The organism is Rhizobium sp. CG4 (assembly GCF_023701965.1).
Classification (GTDB): Bacteria; Pseudomonadota; Alphaproteobacteria; order Rhizobiales; family Rhizobiaceae; genus Agrobacterium.
In genome coordinates, this window is sequence record NZ_JABAEG010000010.1 from 1 (window position 1) to 24,159 (window position 24,159).

26 protein-coding genes are annotated in these 24,159 nt (G+C 56.1%); 15 read left to right on the top strand and 11 right to left on the bottom strand.

From position 1 onward, the window contains the following. Positions 1 to 688: 688 nt before the first annotated feature. Positions 689 to 2,716: an autotransporter domain-containing protein gene (locus HGO37_RS22725; protein ID WP_250985364.1), complete on the top strand. Its 2,028-nt coding sequence runs from the start codon at positions 689 to 691 to the stop codon at positions 2,714 to 2,716. Here HGO37_RS22725 and HGO37_RS22730 read toward each other — a convergent pair. Beyond that, positions 2,655 to 3,944, bottom strand: coding sequence for an MFS transporter (locus HGO37_RS22730; RefSeq protein ID WP_250985365.1), 1,290 nt, complete (start codon positions 3,942 to 3,944; stop codon positions 2,655 to 2,657). The genes HGO37_RS22725 and HGO37_RS22730 overlap by 62 nt on opposite strands. Positions 3,945 to 4,155: 211 nt before the next feature. Here HGO37_RS22730 and HGO37_RS22735 point away from each other — a divergent pair, with 211 nt between their 5' ends. After that, positions 4,156 to 5,160, top strand: a complete 1,005-nt coding sequence (locus HGO37_RS22735; protein WP_250985366.1) for a ketopantoate reductase family protein — start codon at positions 4,156 to 4,158, stop codon at positions 5,158 to 5,160. A 66-nt stretch (positions 5,161 to 5,226) separates the two neighbouring features. Here HGO37_RS22735 and HGO37_RS22740 read toward each other — a convergent pair whose 3' ends face one another. Then, a complete protein-coding gene (locus tag HGO37_RS22740) occupies positions 5,227 to 5,610 on the bottom strand; it encodes a winged helix-turn-helix transcriptional regulator (protein WP_250985367.1) in 384 nt (127 codons plus the stop codon). Between the two features lie 82 nt (positions 5,611 to 5,692). Here HGO37_RS22740 and HGO37_RS22745 point away from each other — a divergent pair, with 82 nt between their 5' ends. Beyond that, positions 5,693 to 6,676: a zinc-dependent alcohol dehydrogenase family protein gene (locus tag HGO37_RS22745; protein ID WP_250985368.1), complete on the top strand. Its 984-nt coding sequence runs from the start codon at positions 5,693 to 5,695 to the stop codon at positions 6,674 to 6,676. A 51-nt stretch (positions 6,677 to 6,727) separates the two neighbouring features. Here the strand turns inward: HGO37_RS22745 and HGO37_RS22750 are convergent, their stop codons facing one another. Further along, entirely contained in the window at positions 6,728 to 7,360 is a 633-nt protein-coding gene (locus tag HGO37_RS22750; protein ID WP_250985369.1) for a glutathione S-transferase family protein, read from the bottom strand. A gap of 201 nt (positions 7,361 to 7,561) precedes the next feature. Between HGO37_RS22750 and HGO37_RS22755 the strand changes: the two genes are divergently transcribed. The 3 genes from HGO37_RS22755 (at position 7,562) to HGO37_RS22765 (ending at position 9,482) form a co-directional block, all read left to right on the top strand. Next, entirely contained in the window at positions 7,562 to 8,140 is a 579-nt protein-coding gene (locus tag HGO37_RS22755; RefSeq protein ID WP_250985370.1) for a hypothetical protein, read from the top strand. Between the two features lie 139 nt (positions 8,141 to 8,279). After that, the gene (locus tag HGO37_RS22760) at positions 8,280 to 8,678 is read left to right on the top strand and encodes a hypothetical protein (protein WP_192491175.1); all 399 of its coding nucleotides are present in this window, start codon (positions 8,280 to 8,282) and stop codon (positions 8,676 to 8,678) included. Between the two features lie 108 nt (positions 8,679 to 8,786). Continuing rightward, positions 8,787 to 9,482, top strand: coding sequence for an SDR family NAD(P)-dependent oxidoreductase (locus HGO37_RS22765; RefSeq protein ID WP_250985371.1), 696 nt, complete (start codon positions 8,787 to 8,789; stop codon positions 9,480 to 9,482). A gap of 8 nt (positions 9,483 to 9,490) precedes the next feature. Here HGO37_RS22765 and HGO37_RS22770 read toward each other — a convergent pair whose 3' ends face one another. After that, positions 9,491 to 9,829, bottom strand: coding sequence for a hypothetical protein (locus HGO37_RS22770; protein WP_250985372.1), 339 nt, complete (start codon positions 9,827 to 9,829; stop codon positions 9,491 to 9,493). Between the two features lie 113 nt (positions 9,830 to 9,942). Next, positions 9,943 to 10,542, bottom strand: a complete 600-nt coding sequence (locus tag HGO37_RS22775; protein WP_250985373.1) for a hypothetical protein — start codon at positions 10,540 to 10,542, stop codon at positions 9,943 to 9,945. A 105-nt stretch (positions 10,543 to 10,647) separates the two neighbouring features. Between HGO37_RS22775 and HGO37_RS22780 the strand changes: the two genes are divergently transcribed. The 3 genes from HGO37_RS22780 to HGO37_RS22790 all read left to right on the top strand — a co-directional run bounded on the left by HGO37_RS22780 (position 10,648) and on the right by HGO37_RS22790 (position 14,083). Beyond that, positions 10,648 to 11,394, top strand: coding sequence for a bestrophin-like domain (locus HGO37_RS22780; protein WP_250985374.1), 747 nt, complete (start codon positions 10,648 to 10,650; stop codon positions 11,392 to 11,394). A gap of 96 nt (positions 11,395 to 11,490) precedes the next feature. Next, entirely contained in the window at positions 11,491 to 12,378 is an 888-nt protein-coding gene (locus tag HGO37_RS22785) for a hypothetical protein (RefSeq protein WP_250985375.1), read from the top strand. Between the two features lie 352 nt (positions 12,379 to 12,730). Beyond that, complete coding sequence (locus tag HGO37_RS22790) at positions 12,731 to 14,083, top strand: enoyl ACP reductase FabMG family protein (RefSeq protein WP_250985376.1); 1,353 nt, start codon at positions 12,731 to 12,733, stop codon at positions 14,081 to 14,083. 138 nt (positions 14,084 to 14,221) lie between these two features. On the opposite strand, the gene HGO37_RS22795 is transcribed toward HGO37_RS22790, so the two are convergent. Further along, the gene (locus tag HGO37_RS22795; RefSeq protein ID WP_250985377.1) at positions 14,222 to 14,416 is read right to left on the bottom strand and encodes a hypothetical protein; all 195 of its coding nucleotides are present in this window, start codon (positions 14,414 to 14,416) and stop codon (positions 14,222 to 14,224) included. 61 nt (positions 14,417 to 14,477) lie between these two features. Further along, on the bottom strand, positions 14,478 to 14,678 hold the full coding sequence (locus tag HGO37_RS22800) for a hypothetical protein (protein WP_192491211.1): 201 nt from the start codon (positions 14,676 to 14,678) through the stop codon (positions 14,478 to 14,480). A gap of 145 nt (positions 14,679 to 14,823) precedes the next feature. Between HGO37_RS22800 and HGO37_RS22805 the strand changes: the two genes are divergently transcribed. The 3 genes from HGO37_RS22805 (at position 14,824) to HGO37_RS22815 (ending at position 17,848) form a co-directional block, all read left to right on the top strand. Beyond that, positions 14,824 to 15,255, top strand: a complete 432-nt coding sequence (locus tag HGO37_RS22805) for a hypothetical protein (protein WP_250985378.1) — start codon at positions 14,824 to 14,826, stop codon at positions 15,253 to 15,255. A gap of 141 nt (positions 15,256 to 15,396) precedes the next feature. Further along, entirely contained in the window at positions 15,397 to 15,864 is a 468-nt protein-coding gene (locus tag HGO37_RS22810) for a hypothetical protein (protein WP_250985379.1), read from the top strand. Positions 15,865 to 16,087: 223 nt separating this feature from the next. Continuing rightward, complete coding sequence (locus HGO37_RS22815; protein WP_250985380.1) at positions 16,088 to 17,848, top strand: ATP-binding protein; 1,761 nt, start codon at positions 16,088 to 16,090, stop codon at positions 17,846 to 17,848. Between the two features lie 235 nt (positions 17,849 to 18,083). Here HGO37_RS22815 and HGO37_RS22820 read toward each other — a convergent pair whose 3' ends face one another. Both HGO37_RS22820 and HGO37_RS22825 read right to left on the bottom strand, forming a co-directional pair. Then, on the bottom strand, positions 18,084 to 18,488 hold the full coding sequence (locus HGO37_RS22820; protein WP_250985381.1) for a hypothetical protein: 405 nt from the start codon (positions 18,486 to 18,488) through the stop codon (positions 18,084 to 18,086). A 251-nt stretch (positions 18,489 to 18,739) separates the two neighbouring features. Then, entirely contained in the window at positions 18,740 to 20,065 is a 1,326-nt protein-coding gene (locus HGO37_RS22825; RefSeq protein WP_250985382.1) for a CoA transferase, read from the bottom strand. 76 nt (positions 20,066 to 20,141) lie between these two features. Between HGO37_RS22825 and HGO37_RS22830 the strand changes: the two genes are divergently transcribed. Beyond that, the gene (locus tag HGO37_RS22830) at positions 20,142 to 21,299 is read left to right on the top strand and encodes a citrate synthase family protein (protein WP_250985383.1); all 1,158 of its coding nucleotides are present in this window, start codon (positions 20,142 to 20,144) and stop codon (positions 21,297 to 21,299) included. Between the two features lie 30 nt (positions 21,300 to 21,329). On the opposite strand, the gene HGO37_RS22835 is transcribed toward HGO37_RS22830, so the two are convergent. Next, entirely contained in the window at positions 21,330 to 21,722 is a 393-nt protein-coding gene (locus HGO37_RS22835; RefSeq protein WP_250985384.1) for a YkvA family protein, read from the bottom strand. A 144-nt stretch (positions 21,723 to 21,866) separates the two neighbouring features. Between HGO37_RS22835 and HGO37_RS22840 the strand changes: the two genes are divergently transcribed. Further along, positions 21,867 to 22,364, top strand: coding sequence for a GNAT family N-acetyltransferase (locus tag HGO37_RS22840; protein WP_250985506.1), 498 nt, complete (start codon positions 21,867 to 21,869; stop codon positions 22,362 to 22,364). Between the two features lie 63 nt (positions 22,365 to 22,427). Here the strand turns inward: HGO37_RS22840 and HGO37_RS22845 are convergent, their stop codons facing one another. Next, a complete protein-coding gene (locus HGO37_RS22845) occupies positions 22,428 to 22,976 on the bottom strand; it encodes a TetR/AcrR family transcriptional regulator (RefSeq protein ID WP_250985385.1) in 549 nt (182 codons plus the stop codon). A 111-nt stretch (positions 22,977 to 23,087) separates the two neighbouring features. Between HGO37_RS22845 and HGO37_RS22850 the strand changes: the two genes are divergently transcribed. Further along, positions 23,088 to 23,876: an SDR family NAD(P)-dependent oxidoreductase gene (locus HGO37_RS22850; RefSeq protein WP_250985386.1), complete on the top strand. Its 789-nt coding sequence runs from the start codon at positions 23,088 to 23,090 to the stop codon at positions 23,874 to 23,876. Positions 23,877 to 24,159: the final 283 nt, after the last annotated feature.

The window sequence follows — 24,159 nt, forward strand, 5'->3', positions numbered from 1 at the left end:
GCGGCCCATTATGAGGACGGTCGATGAGACCAACTCCCGTTCGGGCGCACGACCGCATGCTCCTCGGGGTGGCCACCTCGGGGAGCATCCAACTTCTCAAGCATTAAAGCATAAATCGGACAGACAATTCCTGTGCCCGTCACAGGAATCCAGGCCAGCCCAAGTCCTTGGGCTGAAAGACCTTCTTCCGTCGCGCAGATTCATGAAAACCGGGCAGGGCGGGGCATGCCAAACAGCAAATAAAAACCCCGGCCAATCGACAAGGCCGGGGTTACACCTGCTCAAACATCACACCTAAAAACCTCTCACAATATACAGCGCGTCACTAGCATTTGTTATGGATGATAAACAACTACAGTTTTGCGAAGTGGTTAAACAACAAGGTTAAGTCGCCGAACCCAAAATTACGGTGATCAGATACATTCCGTCATTCCAAATTTAGAGCGCAACACAACGCAATGTGGCATGAATGATACTTACAGGAAATTTTCAAAAGCGTATTTTGTATAATGAATATTCGTCAGATATCTATGTGCTGCTAACAATTCAGCGGACATGAAGTAAACATCTCCGTTTCTACTGATTGGTCGCGTGAAGAATAGTGAATTTCTACATGCGAAAGCAGGAAATTTCGAGCATTGTTGCAGGTTGAACTGACGTAACCATCCTTGGCATTGGGAACTTTGAAATGGTGAAGCATCTCGTTACGGCATTTCTCTTCACAGGCACTGCTCTTTTCTCAATTGATATCGCGTACGCTGCAGACGGAAATGGTTACGACATCCTCCCCACGCTGGGAGGCAACGGTTCCGGCGCATTCTCGATCAGTTCCGACGGATCAGTTGTGGTTGGAAATTCAAATATCTCGGGCGGAGGTTACTTTGCCACGCGCTGGGATCTTAACGCAGGTACGCTACAAAACCTGGGGCCACTGAATGGTGGACCGTCTTCCTCTGCCACTGGTGTGAGTAGCGACGGCCAAGTGGTCGTTGGATTCGCGGGCAACGGAAGTGCAGGGGATATTACACAGGCCTTTCGGTGGACGAAGGCCACCAATACGATGGTTAGTCTTGGCGCTCTGCCCGGTGGCACCTTTTCAGTTGCCTATGGCGTAAATGCCGACGGATCAGTGGTGGTCGGCTATTCGGTTATCGCTGGTTTGGGCACGCGGCATGCGTTTCGTTGGACTGAAGATACTAACACGATGTTCGACCTTGGTGTGCTGAATAACGGATCGTCGTCTGTCGCTCACGCAGTAAGCGCCGACGGCTCTGTTATCGTTGGTGATGCTGAGGACGGTAACGCAGGCGGTAATGAGCGCGCTTTCCGCTGGGATTCGACTTCGGGTACAATGACGAGCCTTGGCACGCTAGTTGGTGACCAGCTGTCATATGCAAGAGGCGTAAACGCCGACGGTTCTGTTGTGGTGGGATGGTCGGTTGGCATCGACGCGCTAGAACGTGCCTACCGCTGGACACAGGCATCAAACATGATGGTCGATCTTAACCCGTTGAATCCGGGTCTAGCGTCAAGAGCTTTTGCTGTTAACGCGGACGGATCGGTGGTCGTCGGTGAAGCAGCAATAAGCAACGTTGGCACTCGTGCTTTTCGTTGGACTGAAGATACTGGACTGATCTCTATTGAAGACTGGTTGCGAGCCGCCGGCGTCCCAGTTGCCTCTGATTTCACATTAGTTGCTGAGGGGGTAAGCGCTGATGGCAATGTTGTGGTTGGGGTCACGCAAAACAATTCTGCCTTCATCGCCCGCGTATCCTCAGTCGGCTCCGGCGTCATTGACGTCAACGAGTTTTACGCCTCACTTGCCAACAAACCTTCCGCCAATGTCGGCCTCAACTATGCAGGCACCATTCTAAATGGCGCGCATGGCGAACCGATGCGCAACCTGCTGGAGGCCGGCCAGCAATCCCTCTGGGTCACCTCTGACATTGGTTATGACAATGGCTCCGCAAGTGATGGCGCATTTGGCGTGGCTGATTTCGGTTACGGCCTTGGTCTGGAAGGCGGCGGCACGGCACGTTTTGCCTTTGGCGGTCTTTACACCGATCAGGATATCGATGCCGGTGGCAACTTCATCAACAAGGGTTTTTATCTCGCGCCGGAACTCACGCTGCCGGTTGCAGGCAATCTCTACGCCACCATTGGCGGCTATTACGCGCCGGGCAAATTGACGGTTAACAGAGGTTATCTCAATGGCGGGGTCATGGATTATTCGATGGGCGAAGCCGACATTGATACATGGGCTGCCAAACTGCGCCTGGACTGGTTGAATGCTGCGACCATCAACGACTGGAACCTGACGCCCTATGCCAGCCTGACTTACGCCCATTCAAAGCTCGATGCCTACAGTGAGACCGGCGGTGGTTTCCCGGCCAGTTTTGATGCGGTGAAAGACCATAGCACCGTTATTCGTGCCGGTGTGGATGGCGTGCACAGGTTGGACAACAACATTCGCTTGCTGGCGCGGGCCGAAGCGGCCTACCGGTTTGAAGATGAAACTGCTGCCACCAGCGGCACCATCACCGGCCTGTCCGGCTTCAATTTCGCTGGCCAGAACACCAACCAGTTCTGGCTGCGTGGTGGTTTGGGCGCGGAAATGGATGTGGCCGGCGGCACAGCCTCGCTCAATGTCAATGTCACCACGCAGGGCGATGACCCAACCGTGTGGATACGCTCCGGCTGGAAAGTGACGTTCTGAACTTCGGGTCCTGCAGCAAGGCGGGTGATGTCGGCGCCAGTCCCTTGGAGCGAATAGCCGGCGGCGGCATTTTTGTGCCGATTGTAAACAGAATGGCGCTTGCAACGGCCATGCCGGCAAACAGCAGGAACATGGCCGGGCCACCCAGCATGCCTAGAAGCGCACCGCCCAGTGTTGGCCCGACAAAATTGCCGACAGTGGAAAAGGAATGCGCGCCGAAATAACTGCCTCTGTTGCGGTCGTTGGAAATGCCGTCCACCAGCATGTATTCCGATGGCACCACCAGAATTTCGCCAATCGTGAAGATGACGATCGAAATGGCAAAGGCCCAGAATTCACCCGATAGCAGATATCCGATTTCTCCGGCGCAAAAGAACATGCAGCCGATGACGAGTGCACGAAGCGCGCCGGTGCGTTCAATGAACCGGCGGGCAAAGGGATTACCAACAAGCACCACAACACCATTGATGGACAGCATATAGGCAAAGATCTCGACCCCGCCTTCAAAATTCGCCGCAAGATAGGGCGCTAGCGTTGCCGAAAACTGCCCGTAAACGGCAATCAGCAACGTGCCGCCACCAATAAAAAATGCCAGCCGCGGATCGCGCGCAGCAGTTTTTACCGTCTCGAACAGCGAGATCGATGCGGTCTGCTGATCGGTCCTTGACGCGGTCATGACAGGTGTCTTGTAGAGGTGCAGCGCCAGCGCAAACAGCGCATACATTGCCCCGGCAATTACGAACAGAAATGTCGAGGCTGCACCGGCGGCAATACCGATCAGCGGGCCAACCGCCCAGCCGACATTGGCGGCCGTGTACCGCCAGGAGAAATATTTCAGCCGTTGCGGCTCGGGGCAGGCATCGCTCATCATGGCGCGGGAAATCGGCTCATAAACCGCAACCGCAACAGCGCCGCCAATCTGCGCCACACAAAAGGCCAGCACCGTTTCTGCCGTGCCCATGCCCACCAGCGCCAGCGCCATTGAAATGAGGGTAATGGTCATGATGGTCTTGCGCCCGACCTTGTCGGACATTGCCCCGGCAAACGGTGCCGTCAATGCGCCAACCAACGGGCCGGCACCCAGAATGGCACCGATGACGGCCGGGCCAAGCCCAAAGGATTGTTGCAGCTTGATGGCGAGAAACGACAGCGTCATGGCGCGCGCCACCGCCACCAGACCGGAACCGGCAATCAGAAACAGAATATAGTTGCGTTGGTGGTTGCTCATCTGAAGCCCGGTCTTGCCCTGTATGTCCTGGATATCAGCAAGTTGAGGCGGCAGTCATTCGCCCCATTGCTGTTGGCGTCATGAATACAGGGTTTTGGCAAAGCCGCAATCGGTGCTTTTCGCCGCTCTGTCTGACATGAAAAACAACACGGACATGGGGTGAGATTGCTGCTACCTATGCCCCGCATGTTTCCCCAAAATGAGGCCCGTGATGACAATTCGAAACATCTGCGTTTACGGTGCAGGCGCGCTGGGTGGCGCGTTTGCCGCAACCATTGCCAACACAATCGGTGATCAGGTCAAGGTTACGGTCATTGCCCGTGGCGCGCAGCTTGCCGCGATAAAAGCCAAAGGCCTGACGATTGAAAAGGCTGGCGTCGAGACAGTCACGGCACGGGTTGATGCCACGGATAATCCCTTTGAATTGCCGCCGCAGGACCTTGTCATCACCGGCCTCAAGGGCCATCAACTGGCGGATGCCGCCAAGGGCATTGCAGCGCTGCTGCATGAAAAGACCCGCGTCATCAACATTCTGAACGGCATTCCATGGTGGTATTTCCATGGCGATGAGCACAGCCGCTTTGCAGAACGGCAACTGCCGGAACTGGACCCGGACGGGCAGTTGTGGAGCCTTGTTGGCCCGCAGCGGGTCATCGGTTGCGTGGCCTATCAGGGTGCGGAAGTCATTGAGCCCGGCACAACGCGGCTGTCCGGCAATGGCCGGTTTTTCCTTGGTGAACCATCCGGTGACATGTCTGCTGATCTGAATGATATTTCGGCCTTGCTGACATCGGCCGGTCTCAACATTCTGCCAACGGCAAGAATTCGCGATGAGATCTGGCTGAAGCTGACCAACAACGCCGCCTTTAACCCGATCAGCGCTTTGACCCGCTCGCGTATGGACGCCATCATGGCCAATCCACACACCGCAGCGCAGGTACGCAATGTCATGGGCGAAACCAAAAATGTGGGCGAAGCATTTGGCGCGACGTTTGCAAAAAGCCTTGATGAATTGGTCGACCGACCCGGCGGTTATGACCCGGTGCGCACATCGATGTTGCAGGATTGTCTGGCCGGAAAACAGCTGGAAATCATGCCGCTGACCGGCATGGTGGTGACGCTGGGCAAGCTGGCCGGTGTGCCAACACCGACCTGCGAAACCATTCTGGCGCTGACCTTGCAGCTAGATCAGGCAAACCGCGACGGGCAGGGCTGATCGCCCCTCGTTAGAACAAGACAAGAGCGGCCATCAGCGTGACGGATGCCGCTCTTGCGCCCTGTTTCAGACACATGCAGGCGTGTTGGTCCGCTCATCGCCTTCGCTGTTTTGAAGCTTTTTACCCCAGTCCCGCATGGTGATGAGAATGGGCGCAAGCGATACACCAAGCGGCGTCAGCTCATATTCCACCTTTGGCGGCACTTCGGGAAAGACCGTGCGCTTGATCACGCCATCGGCTTCCAGCTCTCGCAACTGCAACGTCAACATGCGCGGCGTGGCCGCGGACACAAGCCGGCATAGCGCGTTGAAGCGCAGCTTGCCCTCCAGCAGGTGAAACAGGATGACCGGTTTCCAGATGCCGCCGATAACGGACAGCGTGGCCTCGACAGCGCAGCCGGTGCGATCGGCCCGGCGACGTGTTCTTTTCAGGGGGGTACTATCATTCATGATACTACATGCTCAATTTGTACGTACTTCATGGATAGGATCTATATGCCTATGTTGAGGTCCTGAAAAGGAGATACCTCACATGCAACACTACATATTGACCGGAAACGAAACCCCACGCCTCAAGCTGACCTCGGGCGCACAACGCCAGCCTTTCAGAGGCGAGGTCGCCGTTGATCTGCGCGCCGCGTCGCTCAATTACCGTGACCTGATCGTTGCCAAAAATGCCAAGGACAATGTGCCGCTGTCGGATGGCGCCGGCGTTATTTCCGCCGTGGGTGAGGGCGTTGAGGGCTGGAAGGTCGGTGACCGTGTGGTGATTGGTTTCATGCCCGGTTGGGTGGATGGCCCGATCACTCCGGCCAAACAGGCAACCAGCCTTGGCGGCCAAAGCATGAATGGCGTGCTGACGGAGCAGATCGTGGTGCCGGCCGACAGCATTGTGCGCATTCCAGACACCATGACGTTTGAGGAAGCATCCACGCTGCCCTGCGCTGGCGTTACCGCATTTGCCGCGCTGTTTGAACGCCGGCCAATCCAGCCGGGTGAAACGGTGCTGTTGCTTGGCACCGGTGGCGTTTCGATCTTTGCGCTGCAACTGGCCAAACAGGCCGGTGCCCGCGTCATCATCACCTCCAGCTCCGATGAAAAGCTGGCGCGTGCCCGTGCGCTGGGTGCCGACGCGGTCATCAATTACAACACCACACCAGAGTGGCAGAACGAGGTCTTGAAACTGACCGATGGTATCGGCGCAGATCTGACGGTGGACGTGGGAGGCCCGGCGACACTGAACAAAACCCTTGCCGCCACCCGTTTTGACGGTCGCATTTCGCTCATGGGCGTGCTGACCGGCTTTGATGGCCACATTGATACGGCCGTCATCCTGTCAAAACGCATCACCTTGCAGGGCATTTATGTCGGCTCGGTTGCAATGCTGGCAGCGCTGGTCAAAACCGGCATCAAGCCGCAGGTTGATCAGGTCTTCCCGTTCAGCGAGGCGGAAGCCGCCTATGACGCGCTGCGTGACGCAGGCCACTTCGGCAAGCTGGTCATCAAGATCGGCTGAATTTTTTAAGGGTGCGGGGAGCAAGCTCTCCGCACCTTATTCTGATGACCGTCAGGTCAGCGGCGTCATCACGGCCTTCTGGTAGGCTGGCCGTGCGCAAAGGCGCTCATACCATGCCGCCAGATTTTTAAGGTCCGGCCGCTCGATGGGCAGCGAGAACCAGGCATAGGCCATACAGCCCAAGGGAATATCGCCAATGCCAAGGTGTTCACCGGAGAGATAAGGTGTCTCGCCAAGTGCCTTGTCGGCCACCGCCAGCAGCTGCGCGCACTGCTCCTGAGCGCGTTTCAGCTCGTCCTCGTTGCGCTGTTCCGGCGTGTAGCGCACCAGGTTCCAGAACAGGTCGCGAAACGGCGCGGCAAGGCTGAATGATGTCCAATCCATCCACTTGTCAGCGGCAGCCCAGCTGGCGGCATCAGCGGCCGCAAACGGCTCGCGGCCATATTGCCGGGCGAGATAACGCACAATGGCGTTGGATTCCCACAGCACCAGATCACCGTCTTCCAGGCACGGCACACGACCATTGGGGTTCATCGCCAGATACGCGGCATCATTGACCACGCCATATGCGCCACCGGCATTGATTTGTTCATAGCTTACGCCAACTTCCTCGGCGGCCCAAAGCACCTTGCGGACATTGGTTGAATTGATACGGCCCCAAATTTTCACGTCATCTACCTTCATTTCAAGCTGCAAAATCCCTTAAGGGATCGCACTGTTATTAGTCTGATTTGCGCGACATTCCACCATGGAAACGATGGCAAAACGCCAGATGTGTGTCGCACGACCGCGTGACAAGCAATTCTTCTCCGCTTATTTTCGAGGCGACGCGGAACGTATTGGCAGTAACGGAATTCAACTGTCGTTTCATCAATGGGAGCGCCCGTGAACAACGCAATTATCTATCTGATTGGCCACTACGGGGTCGGCAAATATACCATCGGCAAGGAAATCACCGCCGCAACCGGCGCAAAGCTGTTTGACAATCATCTCGCCAACAATGTGGTGTTTTCGCTGGTTGGCGTGGAGGGCGCCAAGACCATACCGGAGCGTATCTGGAACCTGATCGGCGTCATCCGCGAACAGGCTTTTCTGGCGATCGAGGAATTTACCGCACCCGATGCCAGCTTTGTGCTGACCAATTGTCTGATTGAGGGAAACCCGCGTGACAGGGCATATTTCGACCGGGCGCTGGCGTTGTCGCAAAAACGCGGCAGTGTGTTTGTGCCGGTGATACTGGCGGCCTCTGATGAGGTTCACGCAACCCGTGTTCCCTCACCAGACCGCGCCGAGCGGTTTAAAATGACCGATGTCGCAGCCGCCAACAAAAAGCGCATGGAATATCGCCTGCTGGATATCGACCACCCCAACCGCATTGATCTCGATACATCCTCCATCCCGTCGCGCGAGGCGGCACAGATCATTATCGATCACACGATAAGGCGCGCAGAAAGCGGCCGTTGAAGACATCAGGCAAACATGCATTGAAAGCTTGTTTTTCGGGCCCAGACGCACTACTCGCGCAGGTTCTTGATGCATGCAATATCACGCCCCCTGTAGAGAGCGCCCACCGGCATGCATGAAAACGGACAAAGGAATGTTGATGTCTTTCACGGTTGAAAAAACAATTCCCGCTGCGCGCATGCGCCAGTTCCATCAGATGGTTGAGCGCTGGCTTGCCGAAGGTCCGATCAAACTTGCGACCAATGCCACCATTTCAGCCATGGACAATGCCGGCCTGCCCAAGGAAGAACAGGCTGCGATCATCGAAGACCGCGACATCATCATGAAGCACAATATGCGCCTTGGTGTTATCAGCGAGGTCTTCGCGCCCGCCATCGAAAAAGTGGTGACGATGACCCGCTCCGGCACGCAAGCGCAGGATGAGATTGCGCGATTGATTGTAACCGCCATTGGCATCCGCCAGGCCGATGACAGTGAACTGATCACCTTCACCTTTGCCACGCAAGATGAGGCGGATGCCTTCGACAAATCCGTCTGAGGCATCGCAACCGCCGCACCTGTTTTAAGGCCGTTGCAGCCTTGTCTTGTCCGGTTATAGTGCCCCCGGTTTTGTGATTGCCAACAGAGCAATGACCGGGGGGACGTGATGAAAAAAAATATCCTTATTGTCGGCGGCAGTTCAGGTGTCGGGCTGGAACTGGCCCGGCATTATGTCAGCGAAGGGCATAATGTCTGCGTCACCGGCCGCACCGAACCTGACCTGCCGGATGCGCACTTTTTTCCGCTGCCGATCACCGCATCAGCGCCTGATCTGACTGAGGGCATCGACCGTCTGGTTGCGTCTTTTACTGGTATCAACACGCTTGTTTACGCTGCCGGTTTTCTGCAGCGCGGCGCCATCGACACGCTGGATGATGACGCGCTGCTGACCATGACCAATGTCGGCCTTGTCGCGCCGATGATGCTGGCCGCACGGCTAAAACCTCTGGCACCAACGCCGCTGAAACTGATGTTGATTACCTCAAGTTCCGGTTATACGCCCCGGCCACAGGAACCGGCTTACGCCGCAACCAAGGCCGGTTTGGCCATGCTTGGCGCCTCGCTGGTGCGCGATCCCGGCATTGGCAAGGTGCTGGTGGTGGCTCCCTTAGGCATCCAGACACCGTTCTGGAAGCATACCGGCGAAGACACCAGCACCATGCTGGAACCGCGCTGGACAGCGCAGCAGATCGTCGATCTCTCCGGCGGTGCCTTCAAATACAAATATGCAAAAATCCTGCGCAACCCGGCACGGGTTGAGGTGGTGGAAAAGCTCAACAATGATTTTAAATCAATGGATTGAAATGGCGATCACGTGACCAGTGGCATGATCTCGACCGCATCACCGGGAAAGACGGTGAGATGCGGATTGTCATGGAACAGTTGCGCCGCAGCCTCGGCGGTGTCAGCCTCCACAACCAGATAACCGCAGATCGTGTTGCTGGCCGGGGCAATACCATCACGGTCGATGCGGGTGGTTTTTCCGACCATGCCGCCGTGATCGACAATGGCGGCGGAGATTTTATCCTCCCACGGTCCCCATTGTTTAAGGCCTTCAGCATTGATGGCATCCTGCTCGGCCTGCGGCAGGTTTCGGAACGCCGCAAAGTCTTCGTGCTTCATGGTGTAGAGTGCAAGAAATCGGGGCATCATCGCCTCCCTGATGTCAGACGATCGCCAGCCTACATCTGGTGCGCGCAAAAGTATCTGGCAATTTTCGTGGAGAGGTCGGGGCAGGGCGTTTAACTACGCGCCAGCACCGCTCAGATCTTGCCGCCCATCCACAGGATGGTCATCACAAAACCGCCAATTGCCATGGTCGATGAAACAATCGTTGCCACGACAAGAAAGACGAGCCTGAGCGGCGGAATGTGGCGCGAGACTTCCAACTGGTAATTGCTGCGGATCGTGTCGGGATTATCGCAGGAAATGCTGATGTCACCGGGTGCTGCGCATTCGAAGGAACCGAGCGGCATGGCCTGTTTGCCGCTCATGTCGGTGCGTTTGACCTGAAAAAGTCCCCGTCGATAGGACCGGTAAGGCAGCAGCTTTCCCTCAGGCGATGTTGAAATGGTGAACCGGGCCGAGAAATGCGACGTGCCGGCAAAAAAGGTCAAAGGCGGTATCAAGACATTGATCACGTAACGCCCTTGCTTCGGTATGGTCAGCTGGAATGGTTCCGCACGTGCCGCAAACCGAACCCGGAAGCGGGGAAAGATAATCCGGCCGAGCATGATGATGCACCGCACCAGCAGATAGATGCCAAGAAGCATGGCCGCGGGGGCAAAAAGATAAGAAGACACAGCTGGCAAGGTGATGATCAATCCCTGAAAACATTCTCTGAAAACAATGATTTCACACATTAATTGACGGATCGCCTCTAATGCAATCACACCTATTGGCGGTTGGTAAAAAATCTGCTCATAATTGCGTGGCACCGGTTGCGACATTGTCTGAGGGGGGCGTTGATGAACCATGTCTGGATTGCCGTGATCATTTTCGGGTGTCTGTCGACAGCATCCATTGGTGCAATGCTGCTGTCTCCGAAGATGCACCAGCGGCATCGCGATGACGAAACCAGTGCGGTGGTGCGGCTCATCGCCAACATCTTCGTGGTCATGTCATCGCTCGTGTTCGGCCTGATGATAAACTCGGCCAAAAACACCTATGAGAGCATAGACGATAACCTGCATGCCTTCTCCACCAACGTCATTCTTCTCGACAGATCACTAAGAACCTACGGGTTGGCGGGCAAGGAAACGCGCGACAGGATCCGCGACTATCTGCAACACGCGATCAACAACCCAGCCAGGGCCGACATGGCCATGCCTGACAATGCAGGCCGTGCGCTTGACGCGGTTGGAGACGCGCTGCTTTCCATCGAACCCAAGGATCAATTCCATCAAACCCTGCTGCTGGACATCCGCCAGCAATATCGCCGGGTGGTTGAACAGCGTTGGGGCATCGTTGAAAATGCCGAGGGCGCCATTCCACGCCCGCTGATTGCGCTGGTCGCGGCATGGCTCACCCTTATCTTTGCCAGTTTCGGATACCGGGCACCCGCCAATGCGGTGGTGGTCACGTCATTTATTGTGGGCGCCGGCCTCATCGCCACCGCATTTCATCTGGTGCTGGATATGGACATTCCATTCCAGGGCGTCATCCAGATTTCGGACACACCGCTGCGCCGCGCCCTTGCGGAAGTGGGCAGTTGAGGCAAGGGGTTTGTTGCGCAATTTCTGAATCCGAAACTGTTGTCTTACTTCATGTTTTCGGGTCGTGCGAGTGACAGAAGGTGGTACAAATTTCGCATGTCGGATTCTTCAGTTACAACATTGAGAACATCGCGCCTTGGAGCCGCCTCTACATGCGAGGCTTGTGGTGCAAATTCGTTGCTGTCGTTCAACTGGCACCATGCCATTAAGCGGGGGACAGCAGATGGGCTGAACCACGTCGCGACGTTCAGAGAATGGCAGACATTACGGCGTGGACAACTCTTTCGCTGTGGCGTGTGCGAAGAGGTCTGGTATCTGGACGCAGGTCCAGGCAATCTGACGCATGTCCAACCCGAGCGGCTGCCACTTGTGCTGGCATGGAATGAGAATGCCATCACGCTGTCGGCTGCAAATTTGGCGATAGTGGACAGCATCGGGCCCACTCCACCAGATGTGTATGGCAACGGCCGCGAAAGACGCGTCACACCCTGTCAGGTCACAACGCATGCCGGCGAGCGCTTTGACAAGGCCATGATCTGTGTTCAGGCCGATGCGCCTGTGGCCAGCCACATTAATTTCCGTCTTGGCAGCGAGATTGCCGACGTGAAAGAAAGTCCCTTTGCGCTGCCGCGCCCGGTTCGCGAGGCCAGTAGCCGTGCGTACGAAATACGCATGGGCTATTCACCAACGCTTATCGAAATGCCCGACGGTACCAAATTCATCATGAACGGCATGACCAGTTTCATGGCATTACCTGGATACGAAGCCTCGCAAGCGCGCCTTGCAAGCGGCGGTGATATGTCGCTCGAAGCTGCGCCTCGGTTCGTGGAAACACCTGATGATGTCGTCTATTTCATCATGGATGGCAATCCGGACTGGAGCGCAGACATGCATTCTGACGGGCCAGTCACATCACAGCCACCCAAAACGGTCCCATCAGTCAGAAAGACGTGGTGGCAAAGGATAACAGGCTGCTTGGTGTGATACACCGCTGCGCCGCGCCCTTGCGGAAGTGGGCAGTTGAGGCAGAGCAGTTGCCAGGCACTGGCGGCACATGACCCGCCTTCATCAGACATTTTGGGTGAATGAGGATTGAGGCAAGGGGCCGGGTGATGCATTCCGCCTGACCAAACCAGCACGCAACGTTAATTGTTGTGGGCATATAAGGTGGCAGGAATGCCGGTTTTCTGGGGAAAATTGCGTCGCAGAGGCATCTCACTCACGCATTGAAATGTTTTGTAACCCAATATGAGTTTCCAATTCGCGCGAATTTGGGCATCACGTCACCAAGAAATGCAATCTGACGCCAAGACTCGAATCAAGAATGTTAGAAAAAATGAAAAATTCGTCCTCTCCCAGCCAGCTTCCTCACAACAAGCTCTTTAAAAGCGGCGACGTCTTCGTTCTTTTCGGAGAACTTTTTGGACGTGGTTACGCCACGGGATTGATTGATGAAGCCCGCAAGGCCGGCATGAAAATCGTTGGCATCACCGTTGGACGCCGCAACGAAGACAATTCGCTGCGCCCGCTGGATGCCGAAGAACTGGCCGCTGCCGAAGAAAGACTGGGCGGCAAGATTATCAACATCCCGCTGATGGCAGGTTTTGATCTCGATGCGCCCGAAGGTGGCAAGACCCCGACAGACCTTCTGTCCGGCATGACCATTGGCAGCTGGGAACAGGACAAGCTGGACTGGGATTATGTCAAGCAGTGTCATGAGGTTGGTACCAAGCGCTTCACCGATGCGCTGGAAAAGGTCATGGCCGAGCTGGATGGCATGATCGGGCAGGGGCAGAACGTGTTCTTTGCTCACACCATGGCCGGTGGCATTCCTAAGGCCAAGGTGTTCCTGGTTCTGGCAAACCGTATCTACAAGGGCACCGGTGCCCGTCACATGTCATCGCAGGCGCTGCTTGAGAGCGATCTCGGCAAGCTGATCCTGAAGAACTTCGATGCCGTGTCGGCCGATACATTTGGCCACCTGATCGAATTCAGCGCTGCCATTCGCCAGCGCGTTGAAGCTGCAGGCAACCAGGTTCGTTACACGGCCTATGGTTACCACGGCGCTGAAATCCTGATTGATGGTCAGTACCGCTGGCAGACCTACACCAACTATACGCAGGGTTATGCCAAGATGCGGCTGGAAGGCATTGCGGAAAAGGCATGGGACAACGGCATCAAGGCCACTGTCTATAACTGCCCGGAAATCCGCACCAATTCCTCTGACGTGTTCACCGGTATCGAACTGCCGTTGATCCCGCTGCTGTCTGCCTTGAAAAAAGAAGGCGGCGCAGAATGGGCAGACGAACAGTGGAACACCTGCCAGGCGCTGTTGGTGGACAATGTTACGCTGGATGACGTGATGGACAAGATCCACACCATGCAGGCCAGCGACGTGATGACGCCGTTCTACAATTTCTCTGCATGGCCAATGCCAAACAGCCAGGCACAGGCGGATCTGACCATCAGCACCTCGCATGAAATTTCGCAGATGCACCGCGATGGCAAGGCGCTGATCAGCGACCATCTCAGCACGCTGGTGGTGGAAGCAACCGGACAGTTGATTTTCCGCTCGTCCACCGCACCAACCGGTCCGGTGCAGTGGCTGAACCACGATATCGTGGCCAAGCAGCTGAACGCGACGCATGCGCGCGCTGAAAGCACGGCTGCACTGCGCCAGTCTGCTTGATAGAGCCTTCGGCTTGATCAGCCTTTATTGTCAGTAGATTTGCTGGCAGTTTTTTAAACCCCTGATGACCGCCGTAAATTGGCCGTCACAGGGGTTTTCTTTTGCGTGCTCACGCCAGCCTAAACGGTGGCGGGCATGTCAGCGAACACCGGCCGTTGCATCCGGCGCATCAAGCGGGTGTTCAGCCGCCACCAGCTGGGCGGCGCGGGCGTCGTTTTTCTTCTTCTGGTTTTGGTCGTGGTGCCAGTTGATGGAGTAGTACAGGCCAATGCCGACCACCCACCTCAATATTTCCAGGCCGTCACTTGCTGCATGACGGGGTGTCGGCGACAAAAAAACACGTCGCAGACAACAAACCCGTCGCAGATGATCACACGCGAAAAGGCTGTGGGGGTCAGCTCTCGCGCGCCTTCAGGCGTCGCCGGTCACGCTCAACAGTTTCCGCACCCATTTCGGTCAGGCGGAATTGTCGTTTCTGAAATTCCCCGCGAATTTCCACATAACCCTGCTCTTGCGCCTCATAAAGCGTCTTGAGGCTCGAACCTTTTGGGGGTGCCTGCCAACCCGTGCCAACAGCACTGTGCAGCAATACCATGATCTTCATCATGTCAGCTCTCCATTGTCGCGGCAGATCAGTCACCCGATCATCCGTTTTCTTGCATTTAAAGCTGCTGGTATCCGCTAGGCATCCGGCTGGTCAAGCTTTATGAATACACGCAAGGTATCGCTTGGGAGGTTCAATGGCTGTTCTGACAGATATCCTGATTGCCCCAACACAAGATGCACCGGCAATTATTGCCAACTGGCCCGGCGCGAAAAACTGGCCGGGCTTGCAAACCACAGGGCTAGACGCGCTGGTGCTGTCAGACCTTGCTGAAGCGCTCGGCCAATCGGCGCTGGCCATCGCCATTGAAGAGCTTGATCCGCATTCCTTTAAGGACGAGGCAAACGGACCATGGCTTTACGTGCTGCCCAACGACCTGCGCGACCACCTTGCCAACCTTAAAGCAGATGACCTCGGCCCCATCGCCAGAACCTGGTCTCAGCAGGAAGAGGCAATGGCGCGCGGCATGACGGAAGAAGACGCCGCACGCCTGCTGTTACAAATCCAGTCCCTTGCCACCACCGCCCGAGACGACCAGAAGCCAATGCTGCTTTGGGTTTCGTTGTAGAAACATTTCCAGCTGCTACTCTGCAAATTTTGGCTAATATCGTCTGTTGAGCGTCAGGATATCATCATCGATTACTTGACTGCACTCATTAGCCTACCTCAAATATGTGTTCCGCAAAGACCATTCACTTGGAGCCGAGAAATGCGTCAGATTGAAGTGGATCAGGATATGCGTGGTCTCGCTTTTGATTTTTTCTATTGGTTCTCCCGGTTTGAGTTTGCGTTGAAGGAAAGACGCTACCTAAAAAGCAAACGTATCGGTGCAGCTGCCGAGCCCGACTGGGGCACGTTCGTGAATGCGCATTATACCGCTTACATCGCATCGACGTCAGCGCTGGCTCTTATCGCGGAAAATCCGAAGCGCCAAGTTGTTGGTGACGCAGAGCTTTATTTCGAAGATTTGGATCTTCATAAAAAAGCTAGTGATCTCCACAAGGTTGTGCTTTGCGCTAAGACCGTGCGGAACAATCTTTTCCATGGCGGTAAACACGATTATGACCACTGGGACGATCCGGTGCGCACGCGTCGTTTGCTCGAACTGACGATCGTTGTGCTGGCTGAGTTGGCTGAACTGGGTGATTTCGGTGGTGATTATAACCGATTTTATTGAATGACGTTGAGGTGATGCGCACATCAAAGCTTCGAAAGCGGCCTACAACAGCATAAAATGAGACGCCTGACACAACGCGCAGTAACGTTCGACGGTACTGCGAAGTTGCTGGCCCTCCTTAACTAGGTCGCGCTCTTTCCTGTGGGGGCTTATCGACGATAGGTTACAACGATTTATTCTTCTGCTACCTGTGATTTACATACGGGGTTGAGGAACGCGTTCTATGAATGACGTGCATTTTTCGGTTAATACACGACTGACAAGACTTCTGGGAGAAACTTATCGATCGAGCGAAGCAGCCCTGAAGGAACTGGTCGATAACGCATGGGATGCCGACGCTAAAAATGTCTGGGTCACATTGCCGACACCTATGTCGTCTGATCCGATTATCGTTCGCGACGACGGTTCGGGAATGACTTCTCTGGAAATGAGAACCGAGTACCTGAATATCGCTAGCGATAAGCGGGCACGCACTGGCGAACGTACGCCTGAGCTCAAGCGCAAGGTCAAGGGGCGTAAGGGCATCGGCAAGTTCGCAGGTTTATCATTGGCAAGCCGAATGTATGTTTCAGCGGTCGCCCGAGGGAAGAAATGCAGCCTGACTATAGACAAGCTCGTCTTGGCCGAGAACGAGAATGACCTAGAAGCAGTGCCTCTACCGTTTATTGAGGAAGATGCAGGCGAATCTCGTGCGGGCACGACAATCAGTCTGTCCGACCTTGATAGCCGCCTGAACTTCCCTACGCCTGATCGTTTTCGCGAAATCCTCGTGCACGAATATGGCCGGGAGGATTCCTTCAAGGTATTTGTAAATGACGTGCAGTTGTCAGTTGAAGATGTGCCGGGAGTAATAAGGGAAGTCGAAAGCACGCTCACAGATATCGGCACAGTTCGTTTGAAGTTCACCGTTGCAGACGGCAAGAAAGCGCCGAAATCACCCGGCATCGTACTGAAGGTGGACGGGAAGGTCGTCGGGAAACCGATGATGTTTGGTCTCGACGATGACGAGGAAATTCCCGCCAAGCTTTTAAAACGGGTCTACGGAGAGGTAGAACTCGACGGTAACGACCATTTCGTAACCGCCGATTGGGGAGGCGTGATTGAGAACAGTAAGTCGTTCCAGGAAATTCAAGCGCATGTGAAATCTTTCGTCAAAGAAGGACTTAAGGAGAGTCACTCTCGCGACATGAGTCTTCAGTTAGCTCGATTGAAAAAGCAGTTGGATGCCAGGCTGAAAGACCTACCAGAACACCGCCGCCGTTACGCGGAGGAAGCCTTGCAAAGGATTCTGCAGCGGTTCTATCGAGAATCTGAAGAGCGCATCGCGACAATTGCAGAGGTTGCGCTCGACGCCATGGAGCATGACGCATATTGGGCCGTACTCGACAAGATAAAGGCCACCGATCGCAAAGATGTCAGCTCCTTTGCTTCGGCGCTTGAAGATTTTGGTCTGGTAGAGCTCTCTGTGATCGCAGATCAGGCGACCAGACGGATGAGTTTTCTGAACTACCTTGAAGAGCTTATCAACAACGAAGCGACCTTAGAGAAAGACGTTCACAAGGCCTTCGAGACGAATTTGTGGCTTCTTGGTCGCCAATACGCTCTGATGTCATCGAACTCCACACTGAGACGCCTCATCGCCAACCATAGTGATAAGAAATTTACGGGTGAGCGAGCATCGAAGCGGCCTGATCTTCTATTGTCTCAAGATTTAGCTGACAGCTATCTGTTGATTGAGTTCAAGCGCCCCAGCCATGCGATTTCACGAGAAGACATTGCTCAAGCCGAGCAATATCGCGATGACCTGTCAGGTACAATCACATCTAGCAGCCCATTGAAGATCTTGATGATCGGTAAAGGTTTTGCGCCTTCCATGGATAAAAGATATGGGACCGACCTGACGACTATCAGCTCCTACGCAAGCGTACTTTCTTCCGCTCGCACGGAGCTGGAATGGCTGATGTCATCCCTTTCACGTCATTAGATTCATCAACCCGCAACAACCCGGCTGGCCGGGGCCATTCCGGAGGGGTACGGCCAACACTGGCCGGGGCCATTCAGGCGTTTTGCTGGCCCCCAGGATGTTGTCTCCATGTCGTGACATAGATCGTCTGCCGTGTCGTTGATGGGGCTGCCGTGAAAGTCACGCACCCGCCATCAACCAATTGGACCACAGTTCACACGGTTGCATATGGCGCATCGCAACCCACAGGCCCGACCTATTCCGACGCGCACCACCGGTACTGCTCGTTGAAATCAAGACTTTCGTTTTCGCGTTTCAACAGGAATTCCTGTCTGTTTCGAATGTCCATTGTGGTCTTGTATTCCGTAACGGTCGTCGGAAGAATGCTCCACGCGCGGTGGTAATAGGAGCAGCTTTCGTTAAACTGATAGATGTTTCCGGAACTGGTCACGTTGCTGAAGGTACACGTGGTCTTGTTGCTCTTGGCGCTCGCCCCATCATAGATGAACAGCATGGTGCCTTTCGGGTCGTCGCAGGCATGGCTTGATTGCACGTAGCGTCCCTTGTCGATTGGCAGAAGGTCTTGAGCAAAAAGCGGGGTGGAAAAGGCGCCGACGAACATTGGCAGGGCGAGGGGCGATACCAGGTTCTTGAAATGCATTCTTTCAGTCTTTCGTGGGAATTGGGATCAACTGTTGCGTCGATGTGTGACCTTGTGCAGATCGGCGGCTGAACCCTGTTGATTTCAGGCTCCTTGTTGGCCTTTTCACGAGTGCCAGTGAAATCAAAGGCTTGAGTTAACCCGATTACGAAAATTTGCCAGATACATCAATGTTTGAATCCACAATCACACCATCTTGTGAGCAGTCTGGCGGGCTTGTCGTCTCCAAAGGCTGACCACATCAAAGCCCATCACCACCGCGCATCATCCACCCGCAGCAACCCGGCAGGCCGTGGCCATTTAGGCGGTTTGCCATCAACACTGGCCGGGAATTTCAGCCGTTTTGCTGGCCCCCAGGATGTTGTTTCCATGTCGTGACATAGGTCATCTGCCGTGTCGCTGATGGGGCTGCCGTGAAAATCACGCACCCCGCTATCCACCAACAGGCCCGCCGTCCGGGCAAGGGAAAGCCGGGCCGACAATCTGTCGCCCGTCAACTGGCAGTGGCGCAATGCGCGTAGAACGGCCGCTGCCATCAGATATCCTGTCGCGTGGTCCAGCGCCTGCACGGGCAGGGGCACCGGTTTTGTGTCCTTTGCCCGTCGCATGCCCTCATGTGAGATGCCGCAGCTCATCTGCACCAGACTGTCGAAGCCGCGCCGCTCTTTCCACGCGCCACCCCAGCCATAGGCATTCAGACTGACCTCAATCAGGCCGGGCGACAGGCGTTGCCGTGTCTCGGCGTCGTAACCAAGCCTGTCGAGCGCGCCGGGGCGGTAGCCGTGAACAAGCACATCGGCCTGCGCAATCAGCCTTTCAAAAATCTGGCGGTCGCTGACCACATGCAGGTCCAGACCGGCGCGGCGTTTGCCCAGCGTCACCTCGGGTTCCAGCGCCGGCTCATGCCAGTTGGGCGGATCAAGCCTCAAAACATCCGCACCAAAACCCGCCAGAAAACGTGTTGCCACAGGTCCCGCCAGGATGCGGGTGAGATCCAGCACGCGGCGGCCGCGCAGACCTGTCAGTTTGCGCCCGTAACCAGACTGATGCCAGGCAATCAGCGGTTCGCTGCGCACCTGTTGCCCCTGCGGGTGGTTTGCCCATTCGGCAAGACTGTGCATGGCGGCGGCTGCACCACCTTCATCGACAACCGCGTCTTCCAGATCGTCCTTTTTCCAGTCGGCTATCACCTTTGTCAGCCGTGCCTTGTCGGCATCGCAGTTCAGCACCCGCAACGCCGCCGCGCGGTGATGCTGGGCATTGGTATGCAGGCGTATCCAGCCGTCTGCGGTCTGGTAATCTCCCGCCAACGGGTCCCAGGCCGATGGCAGGCTCCAGCCTGATGGGCGAAGCGTCATGCCAAACCACAACAGGCATAAGCGGCGGTCGATTGAAATTTCCCGCGCGCCCAGCAAGGCGGCCAGCTCACGCGTTGCGGCCGTCACCGCCGCCTCGGCCATGTCAGACACCCGAAAGCAGGCGTAAAGCTCGCCGCTGCCGCGTTGCACGACCTTGATATCGTCGGCCAAATCCAGGCCCAGCGCTTCGTTGATTTGCCGGTTGAAATCATCAGCCATTTTGCATCTCCTTCACATGGTCAGCAGATGGTGCCGCGCAATTGACACGCCGTAAATCTTGATCAACATAATCAATATGAAAAAATCAGACTGGATCGACGCCGCAACAGCTTGCGACATGTTGGGGGTCAAACCGCAAACCCTCTATGCCTATGTCAGTCGTGGTCTTTTGCGCGCCGAGGCCGATGCGCAGGATGCCCGCCACAGTCTCTACAAACAGTCTGATGTCGAGGATCTGGCCCGGCTGCGCCGCAGGCCACGGGCGAGGGCCGAGATTGCTGAACATGCAATCCGCTGGGGAGAGCCGGTTCTCACGACCTCGCTGACGGAAGTGCGTGACGGCATGTTGTGGCTGCGGGGCAAATCAATTGCCGACTGTGCCGAACACCTGACAGTTGAAGGTGTCGCCGCCCATCTCTGGGCTGTTGAACCAACCGACTTCGTCAGCGGTTATGCGCCTGATCCGTCCGCTGGGCCTGATGCCGCGCTGGGCCCACTTGGCAGGGCGTTGCAAGCACTCGCTCATGAGGTGCCGCAAGCCGCTGATCTTGATGACAGTGCGGCCAACACCATTGCGCGTCATGGCGGCCGGTTGGTGTCCATCGTTACCAATGCGCTTTTGGGTGTTGAGGCCACCGGGCCGATCCATCACCGGCTGGGGCAGGCATGGGGTGTCGATGCAGCGGGGCTGGACAATCTGCGCTGCGCGCTGGTGTTGTTGAGTGATCATGAGCTGAACCCATCCACTTTCGCGGTGCGGGTTGCAGCCTCAACGGGAGCAAGCCTGCCCGCCGCTCTGCTTTGCGGCCTCGCAACCCTCAGTGGCCCGCGCCATGGCGGCGTCGCATCGCTGGCACGGCGTGCATTACAGGCCGCCTTGCGTGGCAAAACCCAGGACTTTCTGGCGCAACATGCCAACCAGCCACCCTACAGCTACGGCTTTGGGCATCCGCTTTATCCGGATGGTGATCCGCGGGCGCGGATCATTCTCAATCGCCTGGCGGAAAATGGCGCGGTGGTCAGCGCCATAACATCACTGTCGGATCAGTTGGGCCTGCCACCCAATATCGATGCGGCACTGGCGGCCTTAAGCGCGGCGCAGAACCTGCCCGACACGGCCGCCTTTACAATTTTTGCCACCGGCCGGTTGGTTGGCTGGGTTGCCCACGCCATGGAACAACAGGAAAGCGGCGAAATCATCCGCCCGCGTGCCCGCTACCGCGAAAAACCGTGACGATGACGAGTGTGCGGGTTGGTCGTTGTCTTAAACCGCATAAACATACCGATAGGCCGCCCAACCGGCCAAGGCCGACACTGCAAGCCAGATCAACACGATGGCGACAAGCCCCGCACGGCTGCTGGGCCTGTTTTGCTGTAACGCGGCGCGCTGCCTGAAATCCGTCATCAAATCGGGCGGTATCATGCGAATAGCCAACAGAATGCCAACTGGCACGATCAGCAGATCATCAAGATAACCGAGTACCGGAATAAAGTCTGGAATGAGATCAATGGGCGACAGCGCGTAAGCGGCAACCGCACCGGCAACCAGTTTCGCGGCCATTGGCGTTTTCGGGTCGCGCGCTGCGATCCAAAGCGCCATGACGTCACGCTTGATGGCGCGTGCCCATTGTTTCACAGAACCGATCCACCCGGCCATGGCCTCGTCTCCAACCTCAGCATTCGTCCGCGCATCGATAGGGTATAGATTGCTCTAAGCTTTTCAATTGATGAGAAAATCAGTTGACGGATGCGGCGCATTGACGATGTTTGTCTTGTTATCGCCCAGAGACATGTCGGAGCCATGGTGGAAACTCAACGTTTGATCTTACGCCCATCCCGCAGGGCAGACATTGCAGAACTGTTTGAATTTCTTGGAGACCCGGTGGCCATGCAACATACCCACAGCGATAAAACGCTGCGGGAGTGCCAGCGGCGCGTGATGGTTCACGAGTGGCGAAGACGCCGGGATGGCTGTGCGCCCTGGGTGGTGGTGCGCCGCGAAGATGGGCGCATCATCGGCTGGGGTGGCCTGTACGAAGATCCGTTCGACCCCGGCTGGAATTTCGAAGTGGGATATTACTTTCGCCCTGATGTTTGGGGCAAGGGTTATGCGTCCGAACTTGTCGGCGCAGCACTCGCCGTTGCCGATAAGCAGCTTGAACTTGCCGAGGTCTGGGCGATGGCCCATCCGGACAACGGCGGCTCGCAAAGGGTGTTGCAGAAGGCGGGTTTTGTGTTTGCGCGCCACCTTCCAGAACGCAACCGCCTTTTGTTCCGAAGACAGCGCCCAGTCTCCTGACGGTGACAATGAACGGGTGAGAGCAGGGTGCCGCTCCATCCGTGGTTTTATCGCCACTGCTGTTTATTCGCGACGCTCATCAATCCAGGCGCGGGTCTGCGCAAGAACCTCATCCGACAGTTCCGGGTCATTGACCGCTCTGGCCAGAATAACGGCACCCACCATTGCTGCCCAACTGCCAATCGCGGCGCGGCGGGTCTCGGTTGAACCAGCGGTTTTAAGCGCCTGCTCAATGCGCGTGATCTGGGCGCGCAAACCATCGGTCATCGCGGCCTGTGCCTCCGGTGTCTGGTGACGAATGGCGGCGGCCAAACCGGCTGTCGGGCATCCTCGTCCGGGGTTGTCGCGGTGACGTGGCGACAGATACGAACCAACGAAATCATTAAAGCCGCCGCCGGCAACACTGTCTGCACCCAGGGCGTGGCTGATCGTTTGGGCCACCAGATCATCCTTTGAACTGAAGTGGCCATAAAAACCGCCATGGGTCAGGCCAGCGGCCTTCATCACCTCGGCAACGCTGACCGCATCAAACCCCTTGTCCTTAAACAGCTGGTTGGCGACCTCAAGAATACGGCCTCTGTTTTGCGCCATCTGTTCCCGGCTGACCTTCATGTTCAAAATTCTCCGCAACGACAGTTGACTTTTACATGATGGTTATCATATTTAAATTCAATCATGACAACCATCATGAATATAAGATCGATGTGAGAAAAGAGCAATCCAATGAGCGAAATTCCTGCAGTTCTGATAACGGGTGCCTCAACCGGCATTGGCGCAACCTATGCCGAACGCTTCGCACGGCGCGGACATGATCTTGTGCTGGTGGCCAGAGACGTGGCCCGCATGGAGGCGCTATCAAGCCACCTGCGCCAGGAAACCGGCGTCAAGATTGATATCATCAAGGCCGATTTGACCCAGACGTCGGATCTGGCACAGGTCGAGACCAGATTGCGGGACGACGCGCGCATCGGCATTCTCGTCAACAATGCCGGCATGGCGGTCGGCGGTGCCTTTATCGAACAAAGCGCCGATGACCTGACCAGGCTGATGGCACTCAACACCACCGCACTGGTGCGGCTTGCCAACGCCATCGCACCGCGTCTTGCGCAGGCTGGTGAGGGGTCCATTATCAATATCGGCTCGGTGGTCGGCCTCGCACCAGAATTTAACATGACGGTTTATGGCGCGACCAAGGCTTTCGTGCTGTTCCTGTCGCAGGGGTTGCAGCAGGAACTTGGGCCCAAGGGTGTTTACGTTCAGGCCGTGCTTCCCGCCGCAACCCGCACGGAAATCTGGGACCATGTTGGCGCTGACGTCAACAGCATGAGCAATGTCATGGAAGTGGGCGATCTGGTGGATGCGGCTCTGGTTGGTTTTGACCGTCGCGAACCGGTAACAATCCCGCCGCTGCATGATTTGGGCCTGTGGGAGGCCCTTGATGGCGCACGCAAGGCGATGGTCCCCAACCTCGGAAACGCCGTTCCAGCCGAACGATATCGCCCCGTCGCCTAAATATCTCCAGTAAGTGACACCGCCCTCTCTCTGCAACGAGAAGAGGGCGGTTTTGTCCTTTATTGCCAGGACATTGAGACGGGTTTGCCATCTTTAAGGCTGATGACAACCGGGTCAGCTTGCCGTTGCCGTCAGTGGTTTTAAAGCTGACCACCCGGCCGTTGGAAGAAATGCAGATATTCGATGACTGGCCGGAATTGCCGACGCAGGTTGCGCCAAAACCTCCGCATCCTCTCGCCGCAGGTAGCTCTTGACAAATCTGAGGTACGTACCTCATTCTGCA

What these genes read in the sequence shown, in the direction of transcription:
- HGO37_RS22725 (WP_250985364.1), top strand. Translation starts at nt 689, where the DNA reads ATGGTGAAGCATCTCGTTACGGCATTTCTCTTCACAGGCACTGCTCTT.
- HGO37_RS22730 (WP_250985365.1), bottom strand. Translation starts at nt 3,944, where the DNA reads ATGAGCAACCACCAACGCAACTATATTCTGTTTCTGATTGCCGGTTCC.
- HGO37_RS22735 (WP_250985366.1), top strand. Translation starts at nt 4,156, where the DNA reads ATGACAATTCGAAACATCTGCGTTTACGGTGCAGGCGCGCTGGGTGGC.
- HGO37_RS22740 (WP_250985367.1), bottom strand. Translation starts at nt 5,610, where the DNA reads ATGAATGATAGTACCCCCCTGAAAAGAACACGTCGCCGGGCCGATCGC.
- HGO37_RS22745 (WP_250985368.1), top strand. Translation starts at nt 5,693, where the DNA reads ATGCAACACTACATATTGACCGGAAACGAAACCCCACGCCTCAAGCTG.
- HGO37_RS22750 (WP_250985369.1), bottom strand. Translation starts at nt 7,360, where the DNA reads ATGAAGGTAGATGACGTGAAAATTTGGGGCCGTATCAATTCAACCAAT.
- HGO37_RS22760 (WP_192491175.1), top strand. Translation starts at nt 8,280, where the DNA reads ATGTCTTTCACGGTTGAAAAAACAATTCCCGCTGCGCGCATGCGCCAG.
- HGO37_RS22765 (WP_250985371.1), top strand. Translation starts at nt 8,787, where the DNA reads ATGAAAAAAAATATCCTTATTGTCGGCGGCAGTTCAGGTGTCGGGCTG.
- HGO37_RS22770 (WP_250985372.1), bottom strand. Translation starts at nt 9,829, where the DNA reads ATGCCCCGATTTCTTGCACTCTACACCATGAAGCACGAAGACTTTGCG.
- HGO37_RS22775 (WP_250985373.1), bottom strand. Translation starts at nt 10,542, where the DNA reads ATGTGTGAAATCATTGTTTTCAGAGAATGTTTTCAGGGATTGATCATC.
- HGO37_RS22780 (WP_250985374.1), top strand. Translation starts at nt 10,648, where the DNA reads ATGAACCATGTCTGGATTGCCGTGATCATTTTCGGGTGTCTGTCGACA.
- HGO37_RS22785 (WP_250985375.1), top strand. Translation starts at nt 11,491, where the DNA reads ATGTCGGATTCTTCAGTTACAACATTGAGAACATCGCGCCTTGGAGCC.
- HGO37_RS22790 (WP_250985376.1), top strand. Translation starts at nt 12,731, where the DNA reads ATGAAAAATTCGTCCTCTCCCAGCCAGCTTCCTCACAACAAGCTCTTT.
- HGO37_RS22800 (WP_192491211.1), bottom strand. Translation starts at nt 14,678, where the DNA reads ATGGTATTGCTGCACAGTGCTGTTGGCACGGGTTGGCAGGCACCCCCA.
- HGO37_RS22805 (WP_250985378.1), top strand. Translation starts at nt 14,824, where the DNA reads ATGGCTGTTCTGACAGATATCCTGATTGCCCCAACACAAGATGCACCG.
- HGO37_RS22810 (WP_250985379.1), top strand. Translation starts at nt 15,397, where the DNA reads ATGCGTCAGATTGAAGTGGATCAGGATATGCGTGGTCTCGCTTTTGAT.
- HGO37_RS22815 (WP_250985380.1), top strand. Translation starts at nt 16,088, where the DNA reads ATGAATGACGTGCATTTTTCGGTTAATACACGACTGACAAGACTTCTG.
- HGO37_RS22820 (WP_250985381.1), bottom strand. Translation starts at nt 18,488, where the DNA reads ATGCATTTCAAGAACCTGGTATCGCCCCTCGCCCTGCCAATGTTCGTC.
- HGO37_RS22825 (WP_250985382.1), bottom strand. Translation starts at nt 20,065, where the DNA reads ATGGCTGATGATTTCAACCGGCAAATCAACGAAGCGCTGGGCCTGGAT.
- HGO37_RS22830 (WP_250985383.1), top strand. Translation starts at nt 20,142, where the DNA reads ATGAAAAAATCAGACTGGATCGACGCCGCAACAGCTTGCGACATGTTG.
- HGO37_RS22835 (WP_250985384.1), bottom strand. Translation starts at nt 21,722, where the DNA reads ATGGCCGGGTGGATCGGTTCTGTGAAACAATGGGCACGCGCCATCAAG.
- HGO37_RS22840 (WP_250985506.1), top strand. Translation starts at nt 21,867, where the DNA reads ATGGTGGAAACTCAACGTTTGATCTTACGCCCATCCCGCAGGGCAGAC.
- HGO37_RS22845 (WP_250985385.1), bottom strand. Translation starts at nt 22,976, where the DNA reads ATGAAGGTCAGCCGGGAACAGATGGCGCAAAACAGAGGCCGTATTCTT.
- HGO37_RS22850 (WP_250985386.1), top strand. Translation starts at nt 23,088, where the DNA reads ATGAGCGAAATTCCTGCAGTTCTGATAACGGGTGCCTCAACCGGCATT.